The sequence below is a fragment of the Streptomyces sp. NTD107 genome (genome assembly GCF_059510435.1).
This window is the reverse complement of record NZ_JCAJZV010000001.1, coordinates 452,309-468,665: the sequence shown is the minus strand read 5'-3', so window position 1 is coordinate 468,665 and position 16,357 is coordinate 452,309. Positions and strand designations below refer to the sequence as shown.

At 72.5% G+C, this 16,357-nt stretch carries 15 protein-coding genes; 2 read left to right on the top strand and 13 right to left on the bottom strand.

Going from position 1 to position 16,357, the window contains the following annotated elements; translation table 11 throughout:
• Nucleotide 1 precedes the first annotated feature (1 nt).
• The 12 genes from efp to AC5WRL_RS01990 form a co-directional block, all read right to left on the bottom strand.
• Entirely contained in the window at nucleotides 2-568 is a 567-nt protein-coding gene (gene efp / locus AC5WRL_RS02045) for an elongation factor P (RefSeq protein ID WP_496086471.1), read from the bottom strand.
• Nucleotides 569-638: 70 nt separating this feature from the next.
• Nucleotides 639-1,751, bottom strand: coding sequence for an aminopeptidase P family protein (locus AC5WRL_RS02040; protein WP_496086470.1), 1,113 nt, complete (start codon nucleotides 1,749-1,751; stop codon nucleotides 639-641).
• A gap of 79 nt (nucleotides 1,752-1,830) precedes the next feature.
• Nucleotides 1,831-2,748: an AAA family ATPase gene (locus AC5WRL_RS02035; RefSeq protein WP_496086469.1), complete on the bottom strand. Its 918-nt coding sequence runs from the start codon at nucleotides 2,746-2,748 to the stop codon at nucleotides 1,831-1,833.
• A gap of 119 nt (nucleotides 2,749-2,867) precedes the next feature.
• Nucleotides 2,868-3,971 (bottom strand): 3-dehydroquinate synthase, encoded by a 1,104-nt coding sequence (gene aroB / locus AC5WRL_RS02030; protein WP_496086468.1) that lies wholly within the window; start codon nucleotides 3,969-3,971, stop codon nucleotides 2,868-2,870.
• On the bottom strand, nucleotides 3,968-4,483 hold the full coding sequence (locus AC5WRL_RS02025; RefSeq protein ID WP_496086467.1) for a shikimate kinase: 516 nt from the start codon (nucleotides 4,481-4,483) through the stop codon (nucleotides 3,968-3,970). The genes aroB and AC5WRL_RS02025 overlap by 4 nt, the downstream gene beginning before the upstream one ends.
• Entirely contained in the window at nucleotides 4,480-5,664 is a 1,185-nt protein-coding gene (gene aroC / locus AC5WRL_RS02020; protein WP_496086466.1) for a chorismate synthase, read from the bottom strand. The genes AC5WRL_RS02025 and aroC overlap by 4 nt, the downstream gene beginning before the upstream one ends.
• Before the next feature lie 97 nt (nucleotides 5,665-5,761).
• Nucleotides 5,762-6,604: a shikimate dehydrogenase gene (locus tag AC5WRL_RS02015; protein WP_496086465.1), complete on the bottom strand. Its 843-nt coding sequence runs from the start codon at nucleotides 6,602-6,604 to the stop codon at nucleotides 5,762-5,764.
• Nucleotides 6,604-8,376: an endolytic transglycosylase MltG gene (gene mltG / locus AC5WRL_RS02010; protein WP_496086464.1), complete on the bottom strand. Its 1,773-nt coding sequence runs from the start codon at nucleotides 8,374-8,376 to the stop codon at nucleotides 6,604-6,606. Before mltG ends, AC5WRL_RS02015 begins: the two co-directional genes overlap by 1 nt.
• A 126-nt stretch (nucleotides 8,377-8,502) precedes the next feature.
• Nucleotides 8,503-8,967, bottom strand: a complete 465-nt coding sequence (gene ruvX, locus AC5WRL_RS02005; protein WP_496086792.1) for a Holliday junction resolvase RuvX — start codon at nucleotides 8,965-8,967, stop codon at nucleotides 8,503-8,505.
• A gap of 5 nt (nucleotides 8,968-8,972) precedes the next feature.
• Nucleotides 8,973-11,639: an alanine--tRNA ligase gene (alaS, locus tag AC5WRL_RS02000; protein ID WP_496086463.1), complete on the bottom strand. Its 2,667-nt coding sequence runs from the start codon at nucleotides 11,637-11,639 to the stop codon at nucleotides 8,973-8,975.
• Nucleotides 11,639-11,986, bottom strand: a complete 348-nt coding sequence (locus AC5WRL_RS01995; RefSeq protein ID WP_496086462.1) for a DUF6167 family protein — start codon at nucleotides 11,984-11,986, stop codon at nucleotides 11,639-11,641. The genes alaS and AC5WRL_RS01995 overlap by 1 nt, the downstream gene beginning before the upstream one ends.
• Before the next feature lie 11 nt (nucleotides 11,987-11,997).
• Nucleotides 11,998-12,432, bottom strand: a complete 435-nt coding sequence (locus tag AC5WRL_RS01990; protein ID WP_496086461.1) for a DUF948 domain-containing protein — start codon at nucleotides 12,430-12,432, stop codon at nucleotides 11,998-12,000.
• A 212-nt stretch (nucleotides 12,433-12,644) separates the two neighbouring features.
• Here AC5WRL_RS01990 and AC5WRL_RS01985 point away from each other — a divergent pair, with 212 nt between their 5' ends.
• Nucleotides 12,645-14,903: an ATP-binding protein gene (locus AC5WRL_RS01985; protein WP_496086460.1), complete on the top strand. Its 2,259-nt coding sequence runs from the start codon at nucleotides 12,645-12,647 to the stop codon at nucleotides 14,901-14,903.
• Here the strand turns inward: AC5WRL_RS01985 and rpsD are convergent.
• Nucleotides 14,900-15,511, bottom strand: a complete 612-nt coding sequence (gene rpsD, locus AC5WRL_RS01980) for a 30S ribosomal protein S4 (protein WP_043176910.1) — start codon at nucleotides 15,509-15,511, stop codon at nucleotides 14,900-14,902. The two genes, AC5WRL_RS01985 and rpsD, sit on opposite strands and share 4 nt — an antisense overlap.
• Nucleotides 15,512-15,566: 55 nt before the next feature.
• Here rpsD and AC5WRL_RS01975 point away from each other — a divergent pair, with 55 nt between their 5' ends.
• On the top strand, nucleotides 15,567-16,349 hold the full coding sequence (locus AC5WRL_RS01975) for a DUF2470 domain-containing protein (protein WP_496086459.1): 783 nt from the start codon (nucleotides 15,567-15,569) through the stop codon (nucleotides 16,347-16,349).
• The last annotated feature ends 8 nt before the right edge of the window (nucleotides 16,350-16,357 follow it).

The following is a 16,357-nucleotide window of genomic DNA, read 5'->3' as shown; positions in this document are numbered from 1 at the left end:
GTCAGCTGTTCACCCGGCCGAGGTAGTCACCGGAACGGGTGTCGACCTTGATCTTCTCGCCGGTGGTGATGAACAGCGGGACGCCGATCTCGTAGCCGGTCTCCAGCTTGGCCGGCTTGGTGCCACCGGTGGAGCGGTCGCCCTGTACACCCGGCTCGGTGTACTCGATGGTCAGCTCGACCGAGGCCGGCAGCTCCACGAACAGCGGGCTGCCCTCGTAGATGGCCACGGTGGCCTCGAAGCCCTCCAGCAGGAAGTTCGCCGCGTCGCCCACCGTCTTGGGGTCGATCGGCAGCTGCTCGAAGGTCTCGGTGTCCATGAAGACGAAGTCGGCGCCGTCCTTGTAGGAGAACTGCATCCCACGGCGGTCGACGGTGGCGGTCTCGACCTTGGTGCCGGCGTTGAAGGTCTTGTCGACGACCTTGCCGGAGAGCACGTTCTTGAGCTTGGTGCGCACAAAGGCACCGCCCTTGCCGGGCTTGACGTGCTGGAACTCGACAACGGACCACAACTGTCCGCCGTCGAGCTTGAGCACGAGGCCGTTCTTGAGGTCGTTCGTGGTGGCCACGGTCGCGGAATCTCCTACAGACTGCTGCTGGGGGGACCGGAGGAACCCCCGGCGCGCCGGGCTCAGCCGGTCACAGCGCGAGAAGTTCCTTGGTCGTGATGGTAAGTAGTTCAGGTCCGCCGTCCGCCGGGGAGCGGACGACGAGCGTGTCATCGATCCGGACGCCGCCCCGGCCCGGGAGGTGTACTCCCGGCTCGACGGTGACCGGCACACAAGGGCCCAGTCTACCCATGGCGGCGGGGGACAGCCGTGGGTCCTCCCCGATTTCCAGTCCCACCCCGTGCCCGGTGGCCGGGCCCAGCGCCGAACCGTGGCCCGCCGCCTCCAGTACGGCACGCGCCGCCCGGTCCACCGCGCGGTACTCGTTGCCCGGCTCCAGGGCCTCGCGGGCGGCCCGCTGGGCGGTGAACACCAGGTCGTACAGCTCGATCTGCCAGTCGGCCGGGCTGGAGCCGATCACAAAGGTGCGGCCGATCCGGCAGCGGTAGCCGCGGAACCGGGCGCCCAGGCACACCGACAGGAAGTCGCCCTCCTCCACCCGGCGGTCGGTGGGCCGGTGCCCGGCCACCCCGGAGTGCGTGCCGGTGGCCACCGAGGTGGGAAAGGCCGGACCGTCCGCGCCGTGGTCCACCAGCCGCCGCTCCAGCTCCAGCGCCAGATGCCGTTCGGTGCGGCCGACCAGGATCGACTCCAGCAGCTCCCCCAGCGCCCGGTCGGTGATCTCGGCGGCGATGCGCAGCGCGCCGATCTCGTCCTCGTCCTTGACCAGCCGCTGCTCCTCCACGGCCCGGCCCAGGTCGGTCAGCCGTACCCCGGGGGCGCCGGCGGCCAGCGCCCGGTGCCGGGAGACGGTCAGATGGTGTTCCTCGACGGCCACGGCGTCGGCACCGGCCTTCATCGCCATGGCCACGGCGGCGATCGCCGGATCGCTCTCCCCGTGCAGCACCTCGGTGCGCATCCCCTCCGTGTCGGCGGGGCGGGGGTCGGCGACGGCGTCGGCCGCCTCCCAGTGGGAGAGCAGCACATCGTCCCCCGAACGGCCCACCAGCAGGACCGCGTCGGCGGGGGCGGTGCCGACCAGATAACGGACGTTCGCGGGGCGGGAGACGACCAGGGCGGTGCTGCCGGCAGCCGAGCAGCGGGCCCGCAGCCGGGAGCGCCGGGCGGCATGTACCTCGGACATGGACCGAGCCTACGCAGCGCGGCGCCGCGGGGCGCCTTCAACACGTCCTAACGTGGCGCGGGGATGTCCGCGCCACCGCTCACCAGGCGGGCGGGCTGGACAGGCTGCGGGCCACCGCCTCGTCCAGCATGCGGGCGGTGGTGGCCACATCGTGCCGGGAGTTGTCGATGATCGGCAGCCCCGAGCCGTACCAGCCGGCCATCCGGCCGTGGATGGTGGCGACCTCCTCGTCGGACAGCCTCCTGGTGCCGCTGCGGGCGGCGTTGCGCTCCAGGACGATGTCCAGGCCCGGCAGCAGCACGATGGGTATCAGCCCGGGGCCGACATGGCGCTTCCAGCCGCCCAGGCCCACGGCGGGCCGGTCCGGGAAAACCGCGTCGTCCAGGATGCAGGAGATGCCGTTGGCCAGATAGTTGCGGGCGGCGAAGCCGCAGGTGCGGCGGGCCAGCCGGTACTGGGCCTCGGAGCGGTCGTCCCACCCGGCGCGCGGGTCGGCGAACCCGGCCCGTACCCATTCGCGGACATCGTCCAGGCTGATGCTGGCGGTGGGCACCGGGCGGCGGTCGGCCCAGTAGCGGGCGACGGTGGTCTTGCCGGCCCCGGCCGGGCCGATCAGCAGCACGGCTACCCCGGTGTGCGAGACATCGGGGTGCGCGGGGGCGGGGGCCGGCGGCGGGGCGGGCACCACGGTGCCGGTCGGCAGCTGGAGCTGCCCGCCGGTTCCGCCGTCGAGCGGCGCGGGGGGCGGCGGGGGCATCCCGGGTTGATGCATCCGGCTTCCACTCCGATGTCTGAGGGCACGGCAGTCAGTTCCGCGCGGCTTTGCCGGTCGGTGACACACCGTACCCGGCCAGGGTGACGCCCGGGGAACGTGCGGTGCCGCCGTGAAGTGCCTGGCCCGGCCCGCCGCCGGGTCGGTACGGCGGGACGGTCCATGTCTGTCCTGATTTTCCGGGCGGCGGCTGTGGCAGGGACCACAGCCGCCGCCCGGCGTCATCGGGTGGGCGTCTCGTTCGGATCTTCGTGGATCGGGCCCTGTCTCCCCCGGCCTTCGGGCAGGAGGTGCCCGGTGGCCGGCGGCGCGGCCCCGCGGAGATCGGAACGAGACGCCCAGGCTCAGGCGGCGATCTCCGCGTGCGCGGCCAGCAGCATCGCCGGGTCGGGGCCCTCAAGCACGGCCGGCTTGGCCAGCCCGTCCAGCACGATGAAGCGCAGCACATCGCCCCGGGTCTTCTTGTCGACCCGCATGGTCTGGAGCAGCTTGGGCCATTGGTCGCCACGGTAGGTGACGGGCAGTCCGACCGCTTCCAGGATCGCGCGGTGCCGGTCGGCGGTGGCGTCGTCCAGCCGGCCGGCGATCCGGCCCAGCTCGGCGGCGAACACCATGCCCACGGCGACGGCCGCGCCGTGCCGCCAGTTGTAACGCTCGTTCTTCTCGATGGCGTGCGCCAGGGTGTGCCCGTAGTTGAGGATCTCGCGCCGCCCGGACTCCTTCAGATCGCCGGAGACCACCTCGGCCTTGACCCGGATGGCGCGCTCCACCAGTTCGGCGGTGGCCGGGCCGACCGCGCTCCTGGCGGCCTCGGGGTCGGCCTCGATCAGCTCCAGGATCGCCGGGTCGGCGATGAAGCCGGCCTTGATGATCTCGGCGAGCCCGGAGACGTAGTCGTGCACCGGCAGCGACTCCAGGGCGGCCAGATCGCACAGCACCCCGGCGGGCGGGTGGAAGGCACCCACCAGGTTCTTGCCCTCGGCGGTGTTGATGCCGGTCTTCCCGCCCACGGCGGCGTCCACCATGCCGAGCACGGTGGTGGGCACGGCGACCCAGCGCACCCCGCGCAGCCAGCTGGCGGCGACGAATCCGGCGACATCGGTGGTGGCGCCGCCGCCGACGCCGACGATCACATCGGTGCGGGTGAAGCCGGTCTGGCCCAGCGCCTTCCAGCAGTAGGCGGCGACCTCGGCGGTCTTGGACTCCTCACCGTTGGGCAGCTGAACGGCGATGGCCTCGTACCCCTGCTCGGCGAGATCGGCGCGCAGCGCCTCGCCGGTGGAGGCCAGCGCCTCGGGGTGCAGCACGGCCACCCGCTTGGCCGCCGGGCCGATCAGCGCGGGCAGCTCGCCCAGCAGGGCCCGGCCCACCAGCACGTCGTAGGGGGCGGTGCCCGCGCTGCCGGCGACGGGAATCCGGGTCGGCTGCGTGGGACGTGGGGTGCTCATGCGGCGGTCAGCTCCATCGCGTCGACGATCGCCTGGGCGACCTCTTCCGGTGTCAGGCCCTCGGTGTCGATCACCGTGCTGGCGACCTCCTCGTACAGCGGACGGCGCGCCTCCATCAGGGTGCGCCACTGCTGGCGCGGGTTGACGGCCAGCAGCGGGCGGGCGGAGTCCAGGCCCACCCGGCGGATCGCGTCGGGCAGCGCGACCTGGAGGAAGACCACCGGCAGCGGGGCCAGCAGTGCCCGGGTGCCGGCGTCCAGGACGGAGCCGCCGCCCAGCGCCACCACGCCGTCGTGACCGGTCAGCGCGGCCCGTACGGCGGCGGCCTCCAGGGTACGGAAGCGGGCCTCGCCGTCCTCGACGAAGATGTCGGCGATGGCGCGGCCCGCGCCCGTTTCGATGTCGGTGTCGGTGTCCCGCAAGGTGGTGCCGAGCCGCTCGGCGAGCACCGCGCCCACCGTGGACTTGCCGCTGCCGGGCGGGCCGACCAGCACCACGCGGGGAGCGGTCACCGGATCTCCAGGTGGTCGAGGAAGGCGGTGACGTTGCGCCGGGTCTCGGGGACCGAGTCGCCGCCGAACTTCTCGGCGACCGCGTCGGCCAGCACCAGCGCCACCATGGCCTCGGCGACGATTCCGGCGGCCGGCACGGCGCACACGTCCGAACGCTGGTGGTGTGCGGCGGCGACCTCGCCGGTGGTGACGTCGATGGTGGCCAGCGCGCGCGGCACGGTGGCGATCGGCTTCATCGCGGCCCGTACCCGCAGCACCTCACCGGTGCTCAGGCCGCCCTCGGTGCCGCCGGAGCGGCCGGAGGAGCGGCGTACCCCCTCGGGAGTGGGCACGATCTCGTCGTGGGCCCGGGAACCGGGCACCCGGGCCAGGGCGAAGCCGTCGCCCACCTCGACGCCCTTGATGGCCTGGATGCCCATCAGGGCGGCGGCGAGCCGGGCGTCGAGCCGGCGGTCCCAGTGCACGTGGGAGCCGAGCCCGACGGGCACGCCGTGCGCGACCACCTCGACGACGCCGCCGAGGGTGTCACCGTCCTTGTGGGCCTGGTCGATCTCGGCGACCATCGCCGCGCCGGCCCCCGGGTCGAGGCAGCGCACCGGGTCGGCGTCCAGGGCGGCCACATCGCCGGGCAGCGGCACCCGGCCGGCCGGGGCGGCGGCGCCGCCCAGCTCCACCACGTGGGAGACGATCTCGATGCCGGCGGTCTCCTTGAGGTAGGAGCGGGCGACGGTGCCCAGCGCGACGCGGGCGGCGGTCTCCCGGGCGGAGGCACGCTCCAGCACCGGGCGGGCCTCGTCGAAGCCGTACTTCTGCATGCCGGCCAGATCGGCGTGGCCGGGGCGTGGGCGGGTGAGCGGGGCGGCGCGGCCGAGGTCGGCCAGCTCCGCCGGGTCCACCGGGTCGGCCGCCATGACCTTCTCCCACTTGGGCCACTCGGTGTTGCCGACCATGATCGCCACCGGGGAACCGAGGGTCAGACCGTGCCGTACCCCGCCGAGGAAGGTGACCTCGTCACGCTCGAACTTCATCCGGGCGCCGCGCCCATAGCCGAGCCGCCGCCGCGCCAGCGCGTCCGCCACCATGTCCGTGGTGATCGGGACCCCGGCCGGCAGCCCCTCCAACGTCGCGACCAGGGCGGGACCATGCGATTCCCCCGCGGTCAGCCAGCGCAACCTGCTCAACGGTGCTCCTTCGGTGCTCGACCCCTGCACATCTATGCCCCCGATCCTCCCACGCCCAGGAACACGGCCGGCGGCTGCGTCCGGAACCCGGACGAGGTCACACCTGGCGGGACGCGAGGGCCGTTTCGCCGGCCGCGCGCATGTCCTTCAGGGGCGCGGGGCTCAGGCCTGTCATCGCCTCGACCTGGAGAACCGCCTGATGCACCAGCAGGTCCAGGCCGCCCAGCAGCCGGCCGCCGCGCGCCGACCAGGCGGCGGCCAGCGCGGTGGGCCAGGGCTCGTACAGCACGTCGAAGAGGATGCCGGGCGCGGGCGGTACGGCGGTGGCCAGCGGGTCGGTGGCGCCGGCCGGGGTGGTGGCGATGACCAGCGGGGCGCGCAGCGCCTGTGCGGCGTCGTCCCAGGGGGCGGTGGTGACCGGGACGCCGAGCCGCTCGCCCCAGCCGCGCATCTGCGCGGCCCGCCCGGGGCCGCGCACATAGGCGGTGACCTCCCCGTCGCACAGCTGGGCCAGCGCGGCGATCGCCGAGGCGGCGGTGGCTCCGGCGCCGAGCACGGCGGCCCGGGGCACCCGGGTGACGCCCGCTTCGCGCAGCGCGGCGACCAGCCCCGGGACATCGGTGTTCTCGCCGCGCCGGTGGCCGTCCGGGCCGAGGATCACGGTGTTGACCGCCTCGACGGCGGCGGCTTCCTCGCCGATCTCGTCCAGCAGCGGGATGACGGCGCGCTTGAGCGGCATGGTCAGCGACAGCCCGGCCCATTCGGGGCCGAGGCCGGCCAGGAAGCCGGGCAGGCCGTCCTCGGTCAGCTCGAAGCGGTCATAGCTCCAGCCGGGCAGGCCGAGCGCGGTGTAGGCGGCGCGGTGCAGTGCCGGGGAGAGCGAGTGGGCGATGGGCGAGCCGAGGACGGCGGCCCTGCGGTGCGGCGGTGTGCTGGTCATCAGTCGTTGTTCTCGCGGTTCCTGGCCTGTTCCGCGTTGAAGTCCTCAACGTGTTCCATGTGCTTGTCGTACTCCACCTCGAACCTGGTGTCCCCGGGCTTGACGGTGACGAAGTACAGCCAGGGGCCTTCCGTCGGCGAGGCCGCCGACTCGAAGGCGTCGTGTCCCGGGTTGTTGATGGGACCGGGCGGCAGACCGGTGTGTTTGTAGGTGTTGTAGGGCGAATCCAGCTTGGTGTCCTCGATGGTGATGTCGAGGTCGGACGTGCCCTTGGCGTAGTTGATCGTGGAGTCGAAGCCCAGCGGCATGTCCACGTCCAGTCGGTTGTAGATGACCCGGGAGACCTTGCCGAATTCCTCGTCCAGCTGGGCCTCGGCCTGCACCAGCGAGGCGATGATGATGACCTCGCGCGGTGTGAAACCCAGTTGCTCGGCCTGGGCGGTCAGATTGATCTGGGTGAACTCGGCCTCGGCCCGGTCCACCATCTCGCTCAGCAGGGACTCCGGGGTGGTGCTGTCCCCGACGTCGTAGCGGGCGGGGAACAAGAACCCCTCCACATCTCCCTCGGCCCAGTCCGGCAGTCCCAGATCGGCGCTGCCCGCGACCTCCTCCGTGGTGCCCTCCGCCAGTTCGAGCTTGAGGTCGATGGCGGTGTAGATCTGGGAAGCCCTCAGACCCTCCGGGATGATCAGCGTGTTGAGCTGAGCCGGGTCGGTCAGCATCGCGACGGCGGCCTCGGCGGACATCTGCTGCCGCAGGGTGTAGACGCCGGCCTGGATGGGGGCGACGCCGTCCTTGGTGGCGGCGGCGACGAAGGCGTCGTGGCTCTTGACGACATCCGCCTCCTTGAGCAGGTTGCCCATCGCGGAGACGGAGGACCCGGCCGGGATGGTGACCTGGACCTCGCCGGTGCCTTCCCCCGCGTAGTCGGGGGCCGGGCCGAAGCGGCTCTGGTAGAAGTCGTAGCCGAAGTAGGCCGCGCCGCCGAGGCCGCCGGCCAGCACCACGGCGACGACCAGGCAGGCACAGCCGTTGCGCTGTTTGCCCTTGGTCTTGCCCTTGCCGCCGCGGCGTTCACGCCCGCGCGGCTCGTCGTCCCAGTCGTCGTCATCGTCGGCCCGGGAGAAGAAGTCGGTCTCGCCCTGATCGGGCCCCGGGTCCCAGCCGGTCTCCGGGTCCGGTCCCGGCGCACCCGGGGCACCGGCCGGTTCCGGCTCCGGCCGCCGCTGCCGGATCGCGGGCTCCGGCTGCCCCGGCTGCCCCGGCTGCTGCTGCGGGCCGGGCTGCGGCTGCTGTCCGGGCTGCTGCTGGTAGCCGTCGGGGGCGGGGTAGCCCTGCTGTTGCTGCTGCCCGCCGTACGGGTCCTGGTAGCCGGTGGTGCCGTAACCCCCGCCCTGCTGCTGGGCGTACGGGTCGGCGTAGTACTGACCCTGGCCCTGGGCGTCCCAGCCCTGGTCCTGGCCCGGCTGCTGGTAGTAGCCCTGCTGTTGGTCCTGCTGCTGGTGGAACTGCTGTTGCTCAGGGTAAGGTTGCTGCTGCTGTGGGTACTGCTGATACGGATCGTGCGGCTGCTGCTGGTACTGCTGGTAAGGCTGCTGCTCCTGGTACTGCTGCTGGCCGTACTGGTCCCAGGAGCCATAGGGGTCGCCCTGGCCCTGCGGGGCACCCTGGGTGCCCTGGGGGCCCTGCCCGTCGGCCCAGCCCTGATCTCCGTAGAGCGGGTCTTCGGGCTGCCACCCTTGGGCGCCAGGGCCCCGGCCATACTCAGTCATCGATCCCCTTGTGACGCAGGCGGCAGCCATTCACTCTCGTGGGCGAGAAGGCCCCTCGGTGACCCCGCCGCGGCGGGGTCTGCTGGAACGACATGCCATGTCGCGCGGAACGTTACCGTATCGCGATCAGACAACCACTTCGACGCACTGCCCCGGCGGGCTGCCGGACACCCGCTCCGCCTCCAGCGCGCTCTGGAGGATCACCACGGCCGCGGCCTGATCGATGCGCGAGCGGCCCTTCTTGGCGTTCACTCCGGAGGCCCGCATCGACCGGGCGGCGGTGACGGTGCTCATCCGCTCGTCCACCAGCCGCACCGGCACCGGCGCGATCGCCCGCGCGGTCTCCTGGGCGAAGGCCCGCACCCGGGCCGCCGCCGGCCCCTCGCTTCCGCTGAGGGACCGGGGCAGCCCGATGACGACCTCCAGCGGCTCGTACTCGGCCACCAGCTGGGCCAGCCGCCGCTGGGCGGCGGGCACATCACGCCCGGGGACGGTCTCCACGGGGGTGGCCAGCAGCCCGTCGGGGTCGCTGCTCGCGACCCCGATCCGGGCCTCGCCGACATCGACGGCGAGTCGTCTGCCGCGTCGCATCACGCTCACGCGCTCCCGGCGACCAGCCGCTCGACGGCGGCCAGCGCGTCGTCGATGGCGGCCGGGTTCTGGCCACCGCCCTGGGCCACGTCGGGCTTGCCGCCCCCGCCGCCGCCCAGCGCCTTGGCGGCGGTACGCACCAGGTCGCCGGCCTTCAAACCGCGCTCACGGGCCGCCTCATTGGTGGCGATGACGGTCAGCGGACGGTCCTTGACCACGGTGAACAGCGCCACCACGGCCGGCCGGTCGGCGGGGATCCGGCCACGGACATCCAGCACCAGCTTGCGCAGATCGTCCGCGCCGGTGCCGTCCGGCACCCGCCCGGCGGCCAGCGCCACGCCATGGATGTCGCGGGCCCCGGAGGCGAGGCCGCCGGCGGCCTGGAGCACCTTCTCGGCGCGGAACCGCTCGATCTCCTTCTCGGCCTCGCGCAGCCGCCCCAGCATCCCGGAGATCCGCTCCGGCAGTTCCTCGGCCCGGCCCTTGACCAGCTCGGTCAGCTGGGCGACCACGGTGTGCTCCTTGGCCAGGAACCGGTAGGCGTCGGTGCCGACCAGGGCCTCCACCCGGCGTACCCCGGAGCCGATCGAGGACTCGCCGAGCAGCTTCACCAGACCCAGCTGCGAGGTGTTGTGGACATGGGTACCGCCGCACAGCTCCTTGGAGAAGTCGCCGATGGTCACCACCCGCACCCGGTCGCCGTACTTCTCACCGAACTCGGCGATGGCGCCCTGCTTCTTGGCCTCCGCCATCGACATCACCTCGGCGGTGACATCGAGATCGCGGGCCAGCACCTCGTTGATCTTCTGCTCCACGTCCTGGAGCACCGAGCCGGGCACGGCGGTCGGGGAGCCGAAGTCGAAGCGGAAGCGCCCGGGGGCGTTCTCCGAGCCGGCCTGGGCGGCGGTGGGGCCCAGCGCGTCGCGCAGCGCCTGGTGGGTGAGGTGGGTGGCGCTGTGGGCGCGGGCGATGGAGCGGCGCCTGGCGACATCGATCCGGCAGTCGGCGGCGGCGCCCAGCGTCACCTCACCGACCTGGACGACGCCCTTGTGCACCACGACCCCGGGGACCGGCCGCTGGACGTCGCGGACCTCGACCACGGCGCCGGAGGAGAAGGCGATCCGGCCGGTGTCGGCGAGCTGGCCGCCGCCCTCGGCGTAGAACGGGGTGCGGTCCAGCACCACTTCGACCTCGTCGCCCTCGTGGGCGGCGGGGGCGCTCAGCCCGTCGACGAGCAGCCCGACCACGGTGGCCTCACCCGAGGTGTCCAGGTACCCGATGAACTCGGTGCCCCCGGAGGCGTCGGCGACCTCGCGGTAGGCGGACAGGTCGGCGTGGCCCTGCTTCTTGGCGCGGGCGTCGGCCTTGGCGCGCTCGCGCTGCTCCTTCATCAGCCGCCGGAAGCCCGCCTCGTCCACGGACAGGCCCTGCTCGGCGGCCATCTCCAGGGTGAGGTCGATGGGGAAGCCCCAGGTGTCGTGGAGCAGGAACGCCTTGTCGCCGGAGAGCACGCCGGAGCCGGCGGCCTTGGTGTCGGTGACGGCGGTGTCGAGGATGTTGGTGCCGGCCTTGAGGGTCTTGAGGAAGGCGGCCTCCTCGGCGAGCGCGACGGTCTCGATGCGCTTGCGGTCGGTCAGCAGTTCGGGGTACTGCTGACCCATGGTCTTGAGGACCACGTCGACCAGCTCACCGACGACCACACCATCGGCGCCCAGCAGCCGCATGTTGCGCACGGCGCGGCGCATGATGCGGCGCAGCACGTAGCCCCGGCCCTCGTTGCCGGGGGTGACGCCGTCGCCGATGAGCATCACGGAGGTGCGCATGTGGTCGGCGACCACCCGCAGCGCGACATCGGAGTGCCCGTCGGCGCCGTAGCGCACCCCGGTCAGCTCGCTGGCCTTGTCGATGACGACCCGCAGGGTGTCCGTCTCGTACATGTTGTGGACGTCCTGGAGGATCATCGCCAGACGTTCCAGGCCGAGCCCGGTGTCGATGTTCTGGGCGGGCAGGTCCCCGAGGACGGGGTAGTCCTTGCCCTCGCCGGGGCCGCGCTCGTACTGCATGAAGACCAGGTTCCAGATCTCCACGTAGCGCTCGTCGTTGACGGCCGGGCCGCCCTCGACACCGAACTCCGGGCCGCGGTCGTAGTTGATCTCGGAGCACGGGCCGCAGGGGCCGGGGACGCCCATGTCCCAGTAGTTGGTGTCCTTGCCGAGCCGCTGCACACGCTCGGCGGGCACTCCGATGACCTCGCGCCAGATCCGCTCGGCCTCGTCGTCGCCCTCGTAGACGGTGATCCACAGCCGCTCGGGGTCCAGGCCGTAGCCGCCGGACTCCTGGGAGGAGGTGAGCAGTTCCCAGCCGAGGGTGATGGCGCCTTCCTTGAAGTAGTCGCCGAAGGAGAAGTTGCCGCACATCTGGAAGAACGTGCCGTGCCGGGTGGTCTTGCCGACCTCTTCGATGTCCGGGGTACGCACGCACTTCTGCACGCTGACGGCGCGCGGGTAGGGCGGGGTGACCTCGCCGAGGAAGTACGGCTTGAACGGCACCATGCCGGCGGGGACCAGCAGCAGCGTGGGGTCGTCCGCGATCAGCGACGCCGAGGGCACCACGGTGTGCCCGCGCTTCTCGAAGAAGCTCAGCCAGCGGCGGCGGATTTCAGCCGACTCCATCAGTGGTCCTCTTTTCGGGTCGGGTGGGGGCCGGGGATGACGGCCCGGGGTTCGGTCGGGCGCGGCACGGCCCGGAGGGTGGTGGTCGGGTTCGGGTGCTCGGCGGCGGGGCCGTCGGGGTCGGTGGTGAGCCCGAGGGCCTCGGTGAGTTCGTGCTCCCGCTGTGCCATGCCGGAGCGTACGTCGAGGGCGAAGTCGCGCACCCGGTGCCCGGCGGCGGCTGCCTGGTCGGCGGCCTTCGCGGCGAGGCTGTCGGGCGCGAGGGTACGCAGCTTGCGCTGGATCCTGGTGGTGGCCCACACGCCGGCGGCGGCGCCGGTGGTGAACCAGAAGGCGCGGCGGAACATGGTCGGGCTCCTCAGTCCTTGCGGCCCCGGCGCGCCCGGGCGCGCGGGGCGGGCAGCCGGCGGCCGGTGATGGTGCGCCGGGCGGCCGGCTCGGGCCCGGCCGGGCGCCGGGTGAGTGCCCGGCGTACGCCGTAGCCGAAGGCCGCGACCTTGACCAGCGGGCCGCCGAAGGTGGTGGCCACCGTGGCGGAGAGCGCGGAGGCGTTGGAGGTGACCTCCTGGACGTCGGTGGTGATGGTCTCCACCCGCTCCAGCTGGGTCTGCGCGGTGCGCACCGTGGCGGAAGCCTCGCCGAGCAGCGGAACGGCCTGCTCGGTCACCGCCGTCACCAGGCGGGTGGCCGCCTTGAGCGTCTGGGCCAGCCTCACCAGCACGACGGCCAGGAAGGAGACCAGGATCGCCCAGAAGACAGCCACCAGCAGGCCGGCCACTTCTCCACCGGTCACGTGCACCGCTTCCCTCGGGGATTCTCCGACAGTTGGGGGCGCCGCGCCGCTGACCATGACAGACGGCCGGGCGGCTTCGGCGGCAGGTCCCGACCTTATCGCGCCGGCGGGGCGCCCCTGTACCGCATATTCGCGCGTGCTGCCAAGGGTACGGCGGAGATAATCGTTCAGGTTTGTACGTTCTGCTTACTTCCGAGTACGCTCCGTTTCTCATGCGAGGCATTGAGGGCGCCGGATCACCGGCTCGGGACTCCTCCCGCTCCCGGCGTACGCCGGGCAATCTCCCGGTGGAGCTGACCACGTTCCACGGCAGGGAGACCGAACTCGACGGGTTACGTCAGTGGGTGAGCAGATCCCGGCTGGTGACGGTGACCGGCACCGGCGGGGTGGGCAAGTCCCGGCTGGCGGCCCGCGCGGCCGGGCAGTTGCAGGAACGGTTCTGCGACGGCGTCTGGCTGGTCGAGCCGGCCACCTTGCGCGATCCCCAGCTGCTGGAACACAGCGTGGTGGCGGCCCTGCGGCTGACCGATCACTCCGGGCGGGCGCCGCGCACCACCTTGCTGGAGCAGCTGGCCAACCGCCGGCTGCTGCTGGTACTGGACGGCTTCGAGCATCTGGTGACGGAATCCGCCCACCTGGTACGGGACCTGCTGCGCCGGCTGCCGGGGATGCGGGTGCTGGCCACCGGGCGCCGGCCGCTGGGGATCGCCGGGGAGCAGCTCTTCCCACTGGCCCCGCTGGCGGCCCCGGACGCCGCCGCGCTCTTCGCGGACCGGGCCGCCGCCGTACAGCCCGGCTTCGCGATCACGCCGGACAACCGGGCGCAGGTGGCGGATCTGTGCCAGCGGCTGGACGGCATCCCGCTGGCCCTGGAGCTGGCGGCGGGCCGGCTGCGCACCCTGTCGCTGTCGCAGATGCTGGAGCGGCTCGATGACCGCTTCGCCCTGCTCACCGGGGGCAGCCGGGACGCGCCCCCGCACCATCAGACGCTGCGCACCGCGGTGGGCTGGAGCCATGAGCTGTGCTCGCCCCGGGAGCGGCTGCTGTGGGCGCGGCTCTCGGTGTTCGCCGGGGCCTTCGACCTGGAGGCGGCCGAGTACGTCTGCTCGGGCCCCGAACTCCCCGCCGACCAGGTGCTTGACGTGCTGGGTCAGTTGGTCGCCCAGTCCGTGGTGACCCGTGAGGACGCGCCGTCCGGGGTGCGCTACCGGATGCTGGACACCCTGCGGGCGTACGGCGGGTACTGGCTGGCGGCCACCGGTCAGACCCGCCGGCTGCGGGAGCGGCACCGCGACTGGTACACGGGCCTGGTCACCTGGTGCGAGCTGGAGTGGTTCTCCCCGCGCCAGGAGGAGGTCGCGGTCCGGATCACGGATGAGTTCGGCAATCTGCGGGCGGCGCTGGAGTTCGCCGTGGACGAGGACGACGACCCGCGGCATGCCCTGTATCTGGCCGGCGCGCTGTGGTTCTGCTGGGTGGGCTGCGGGCGGATCCAGGAGGGCCGGCACTGGCTGGAGCGGGCGCTGGAGCGCGAGCGGTGCGAGCCGGCGCACACCGGCACGGAGAGGGCTGGGGATGGCGGGGTACGGCTGCGCGCGCTGGGCCTGGCCGGCTATGTGGCCGTGCTCCAGGGCGACACCGCCGCGGCGCTGGCTGCGCTGCACGAGTGCGCCGAGGAGGCGGACCGTACGGGGGACGACCGGGCCGCCGCCTACAGCATGCTGCGGATGGGTTCCCTGGCGCTGATCCGGGACGATGTGCGGCGCGCCGAGGAGCTGTTGGGCACGGCGCTGGAGCGGTACGCGGAGCTGGGCGAGCTGAACAGCCATGTGCTGCTGGGGCGGGTCGAGCTGGCCCTGGCGGTCGCCTTCCGGGGTGATCTGCCGCACGCGGTCGCGCTGTGCGAGGAGGTGCGCCGGGAATGCGTGGAGCACGGGGAGCTGTGGGCGCGGTCCTATGCCCTGTACGGCCTGGGTTTCACGGCCTGGTCGCGGGGCGAGGCGGCGCGGGCCGGGGAGTTGCTGCGGGAGGGTCTGGCGATCAGCGCGGGCTTCCGGGATCTGGTGGCGACCGTGCTGATGCTGGAGCTGCTGGCGCTGGTCGTGGTGAACGAGGACCGGGCGCGGGAGGCGGCGGTGCTCCAGGGAGCGGCGGAGCGGCTGTGGCCCTCGGTGGGGATGCCGCTGTTCGGCTCGCGGTACTTCAACGCGCCGCATCTGGAGTGCGAGCGGATCGCCCGGGCGGCGCTGGGTGAGCGGGACTATCTGGAGGCGCGGCGCGAGGGTGCGGCGCTGGATCTCCGGGCGGCGGTGGACCGGGCGCTGCGGCCCGGGGACGGCGGCCCGGCGCCGGTACGGGCGGCGGCCGTCAGGGTGTCGCTGCGGCGGCCGGTGGAGCGGTTCACGCCCCCCGGGCCGTACCCCTTCCCCGATGGGGGAGAGCCGGGGTACGGCCGCGGGATCGCGAGTTAGCGGGCGTAGAACTCCACGACCAGCTGCTCGTCGCAGACCACCGGGATCTCCTTGCGCTGCGGGTCCCGGTCGAGCCGGAACGCCAGGGCCTGGAGGTTGACCTGGAGGTAGCGCGGGGTCTCGCCGTCCAGCGCGTAGCCACCCTCGCGGGCGACCAGGAAGGGGTGCTTCTCCCGGCTGCGCTCGCGGACGGTGACCACATCGTCCGGGCGGACCCGGAAGGAGGGCTTGTCCACCTTGCGGTCGTTGACCGCGATGTGACCGTGTACGACCATCTGGCGGGCCTGGTAGATGGTACGAGCCAGACCGGAGCGGAGCACCAGCGCGTCAAGTCGCCGCTCCAGCTCGATGATCAGAGCCTCACCGGTCTTGCCTTCGACCTTGCGAGCACGGTCGTAGGCGCGGACCATCTGCCGCTCGCTGATGTCGTACTGGGCGCGCAACCGCTGCTTTTCCAACAGCCGGACCTTGTAGTCACTGGTCTGCTTCCGGCCACGCCCATGCTGGCCGGGAGGGTAGGGGCGCTTCTCGAAGTACTTGACGGCCTTGGGGGTCAGTGCGATGCCGAGCGCCCGCGACTTCTTGACCTTGGGGCGTGATTGGTTCACGTGGAACAAACCTCCGTGTAAGTTAGGTGAGGCTTACCTTAGCGGAGGAGAACGCATGCTTCGACCTGGGAGCGCCATCAGCACCCAACAACCCACCGCAGCCGAGCGCGTGCGCACCCTCGTGGAGTCGAACGCGTCAGCGAGTCTGACCATTCCGGGCACCGAACTGGACGAACCGGGGCTCAGCACGCCCGAGTCCCGCGCGGTCGCGGCCTCCGGCGATGTGGTGCTGCTGATCCCGGCACGTGCCCCGGCGGCCAGAGCCGCCGTTCATGCCCAAGGTGACGATCTTACCGCCGTGATGGAGATCACTGACGTCGCCCCCGTCTCCGTACCCCATCGTATCCGGGGCCGCGGATGGGTCGCCGGGTGGCTGACCGCTGTCACCGGGGCCGAGCGGGCGGCCGGTGCCGAGCTGCTGGCCCGGCGGCATCCGGCGGGTCCGGTGCCGGGCCCGGACTGGACCATGCTGCGGCTGGAGGTGGGCGAGGCGTACACGGACGATCTGTGGGGCGCCGCCCAGGTGGAGCCCGACGAGTTCGCGGCGGCGGCACCCGATCCGCTGGTCCGGCACGAGGCCGAACTGCTCCAGCATCTGGCCGCCTCCCACGAGGAGCAACTGCGCTCGCTGTGCGCCCTGCTGGGGGACCGGGGCAACAGCTGCGGAGCGTGGCGGCAGGTGGTGCCGCTCGGACTGGACCGGTTCGGGCTGCGAGTGCGGTTCTGCGCCGGCGAACACTGCTTCGACGCCCGCTTCGAATTCCCCGAGCCGGTACGGGACGTGGGCGAACTGCGGCGGGCCATGCGCCACCTCTTCGAGGCCGCCGCTGAGGAGTAGCAGCCGGG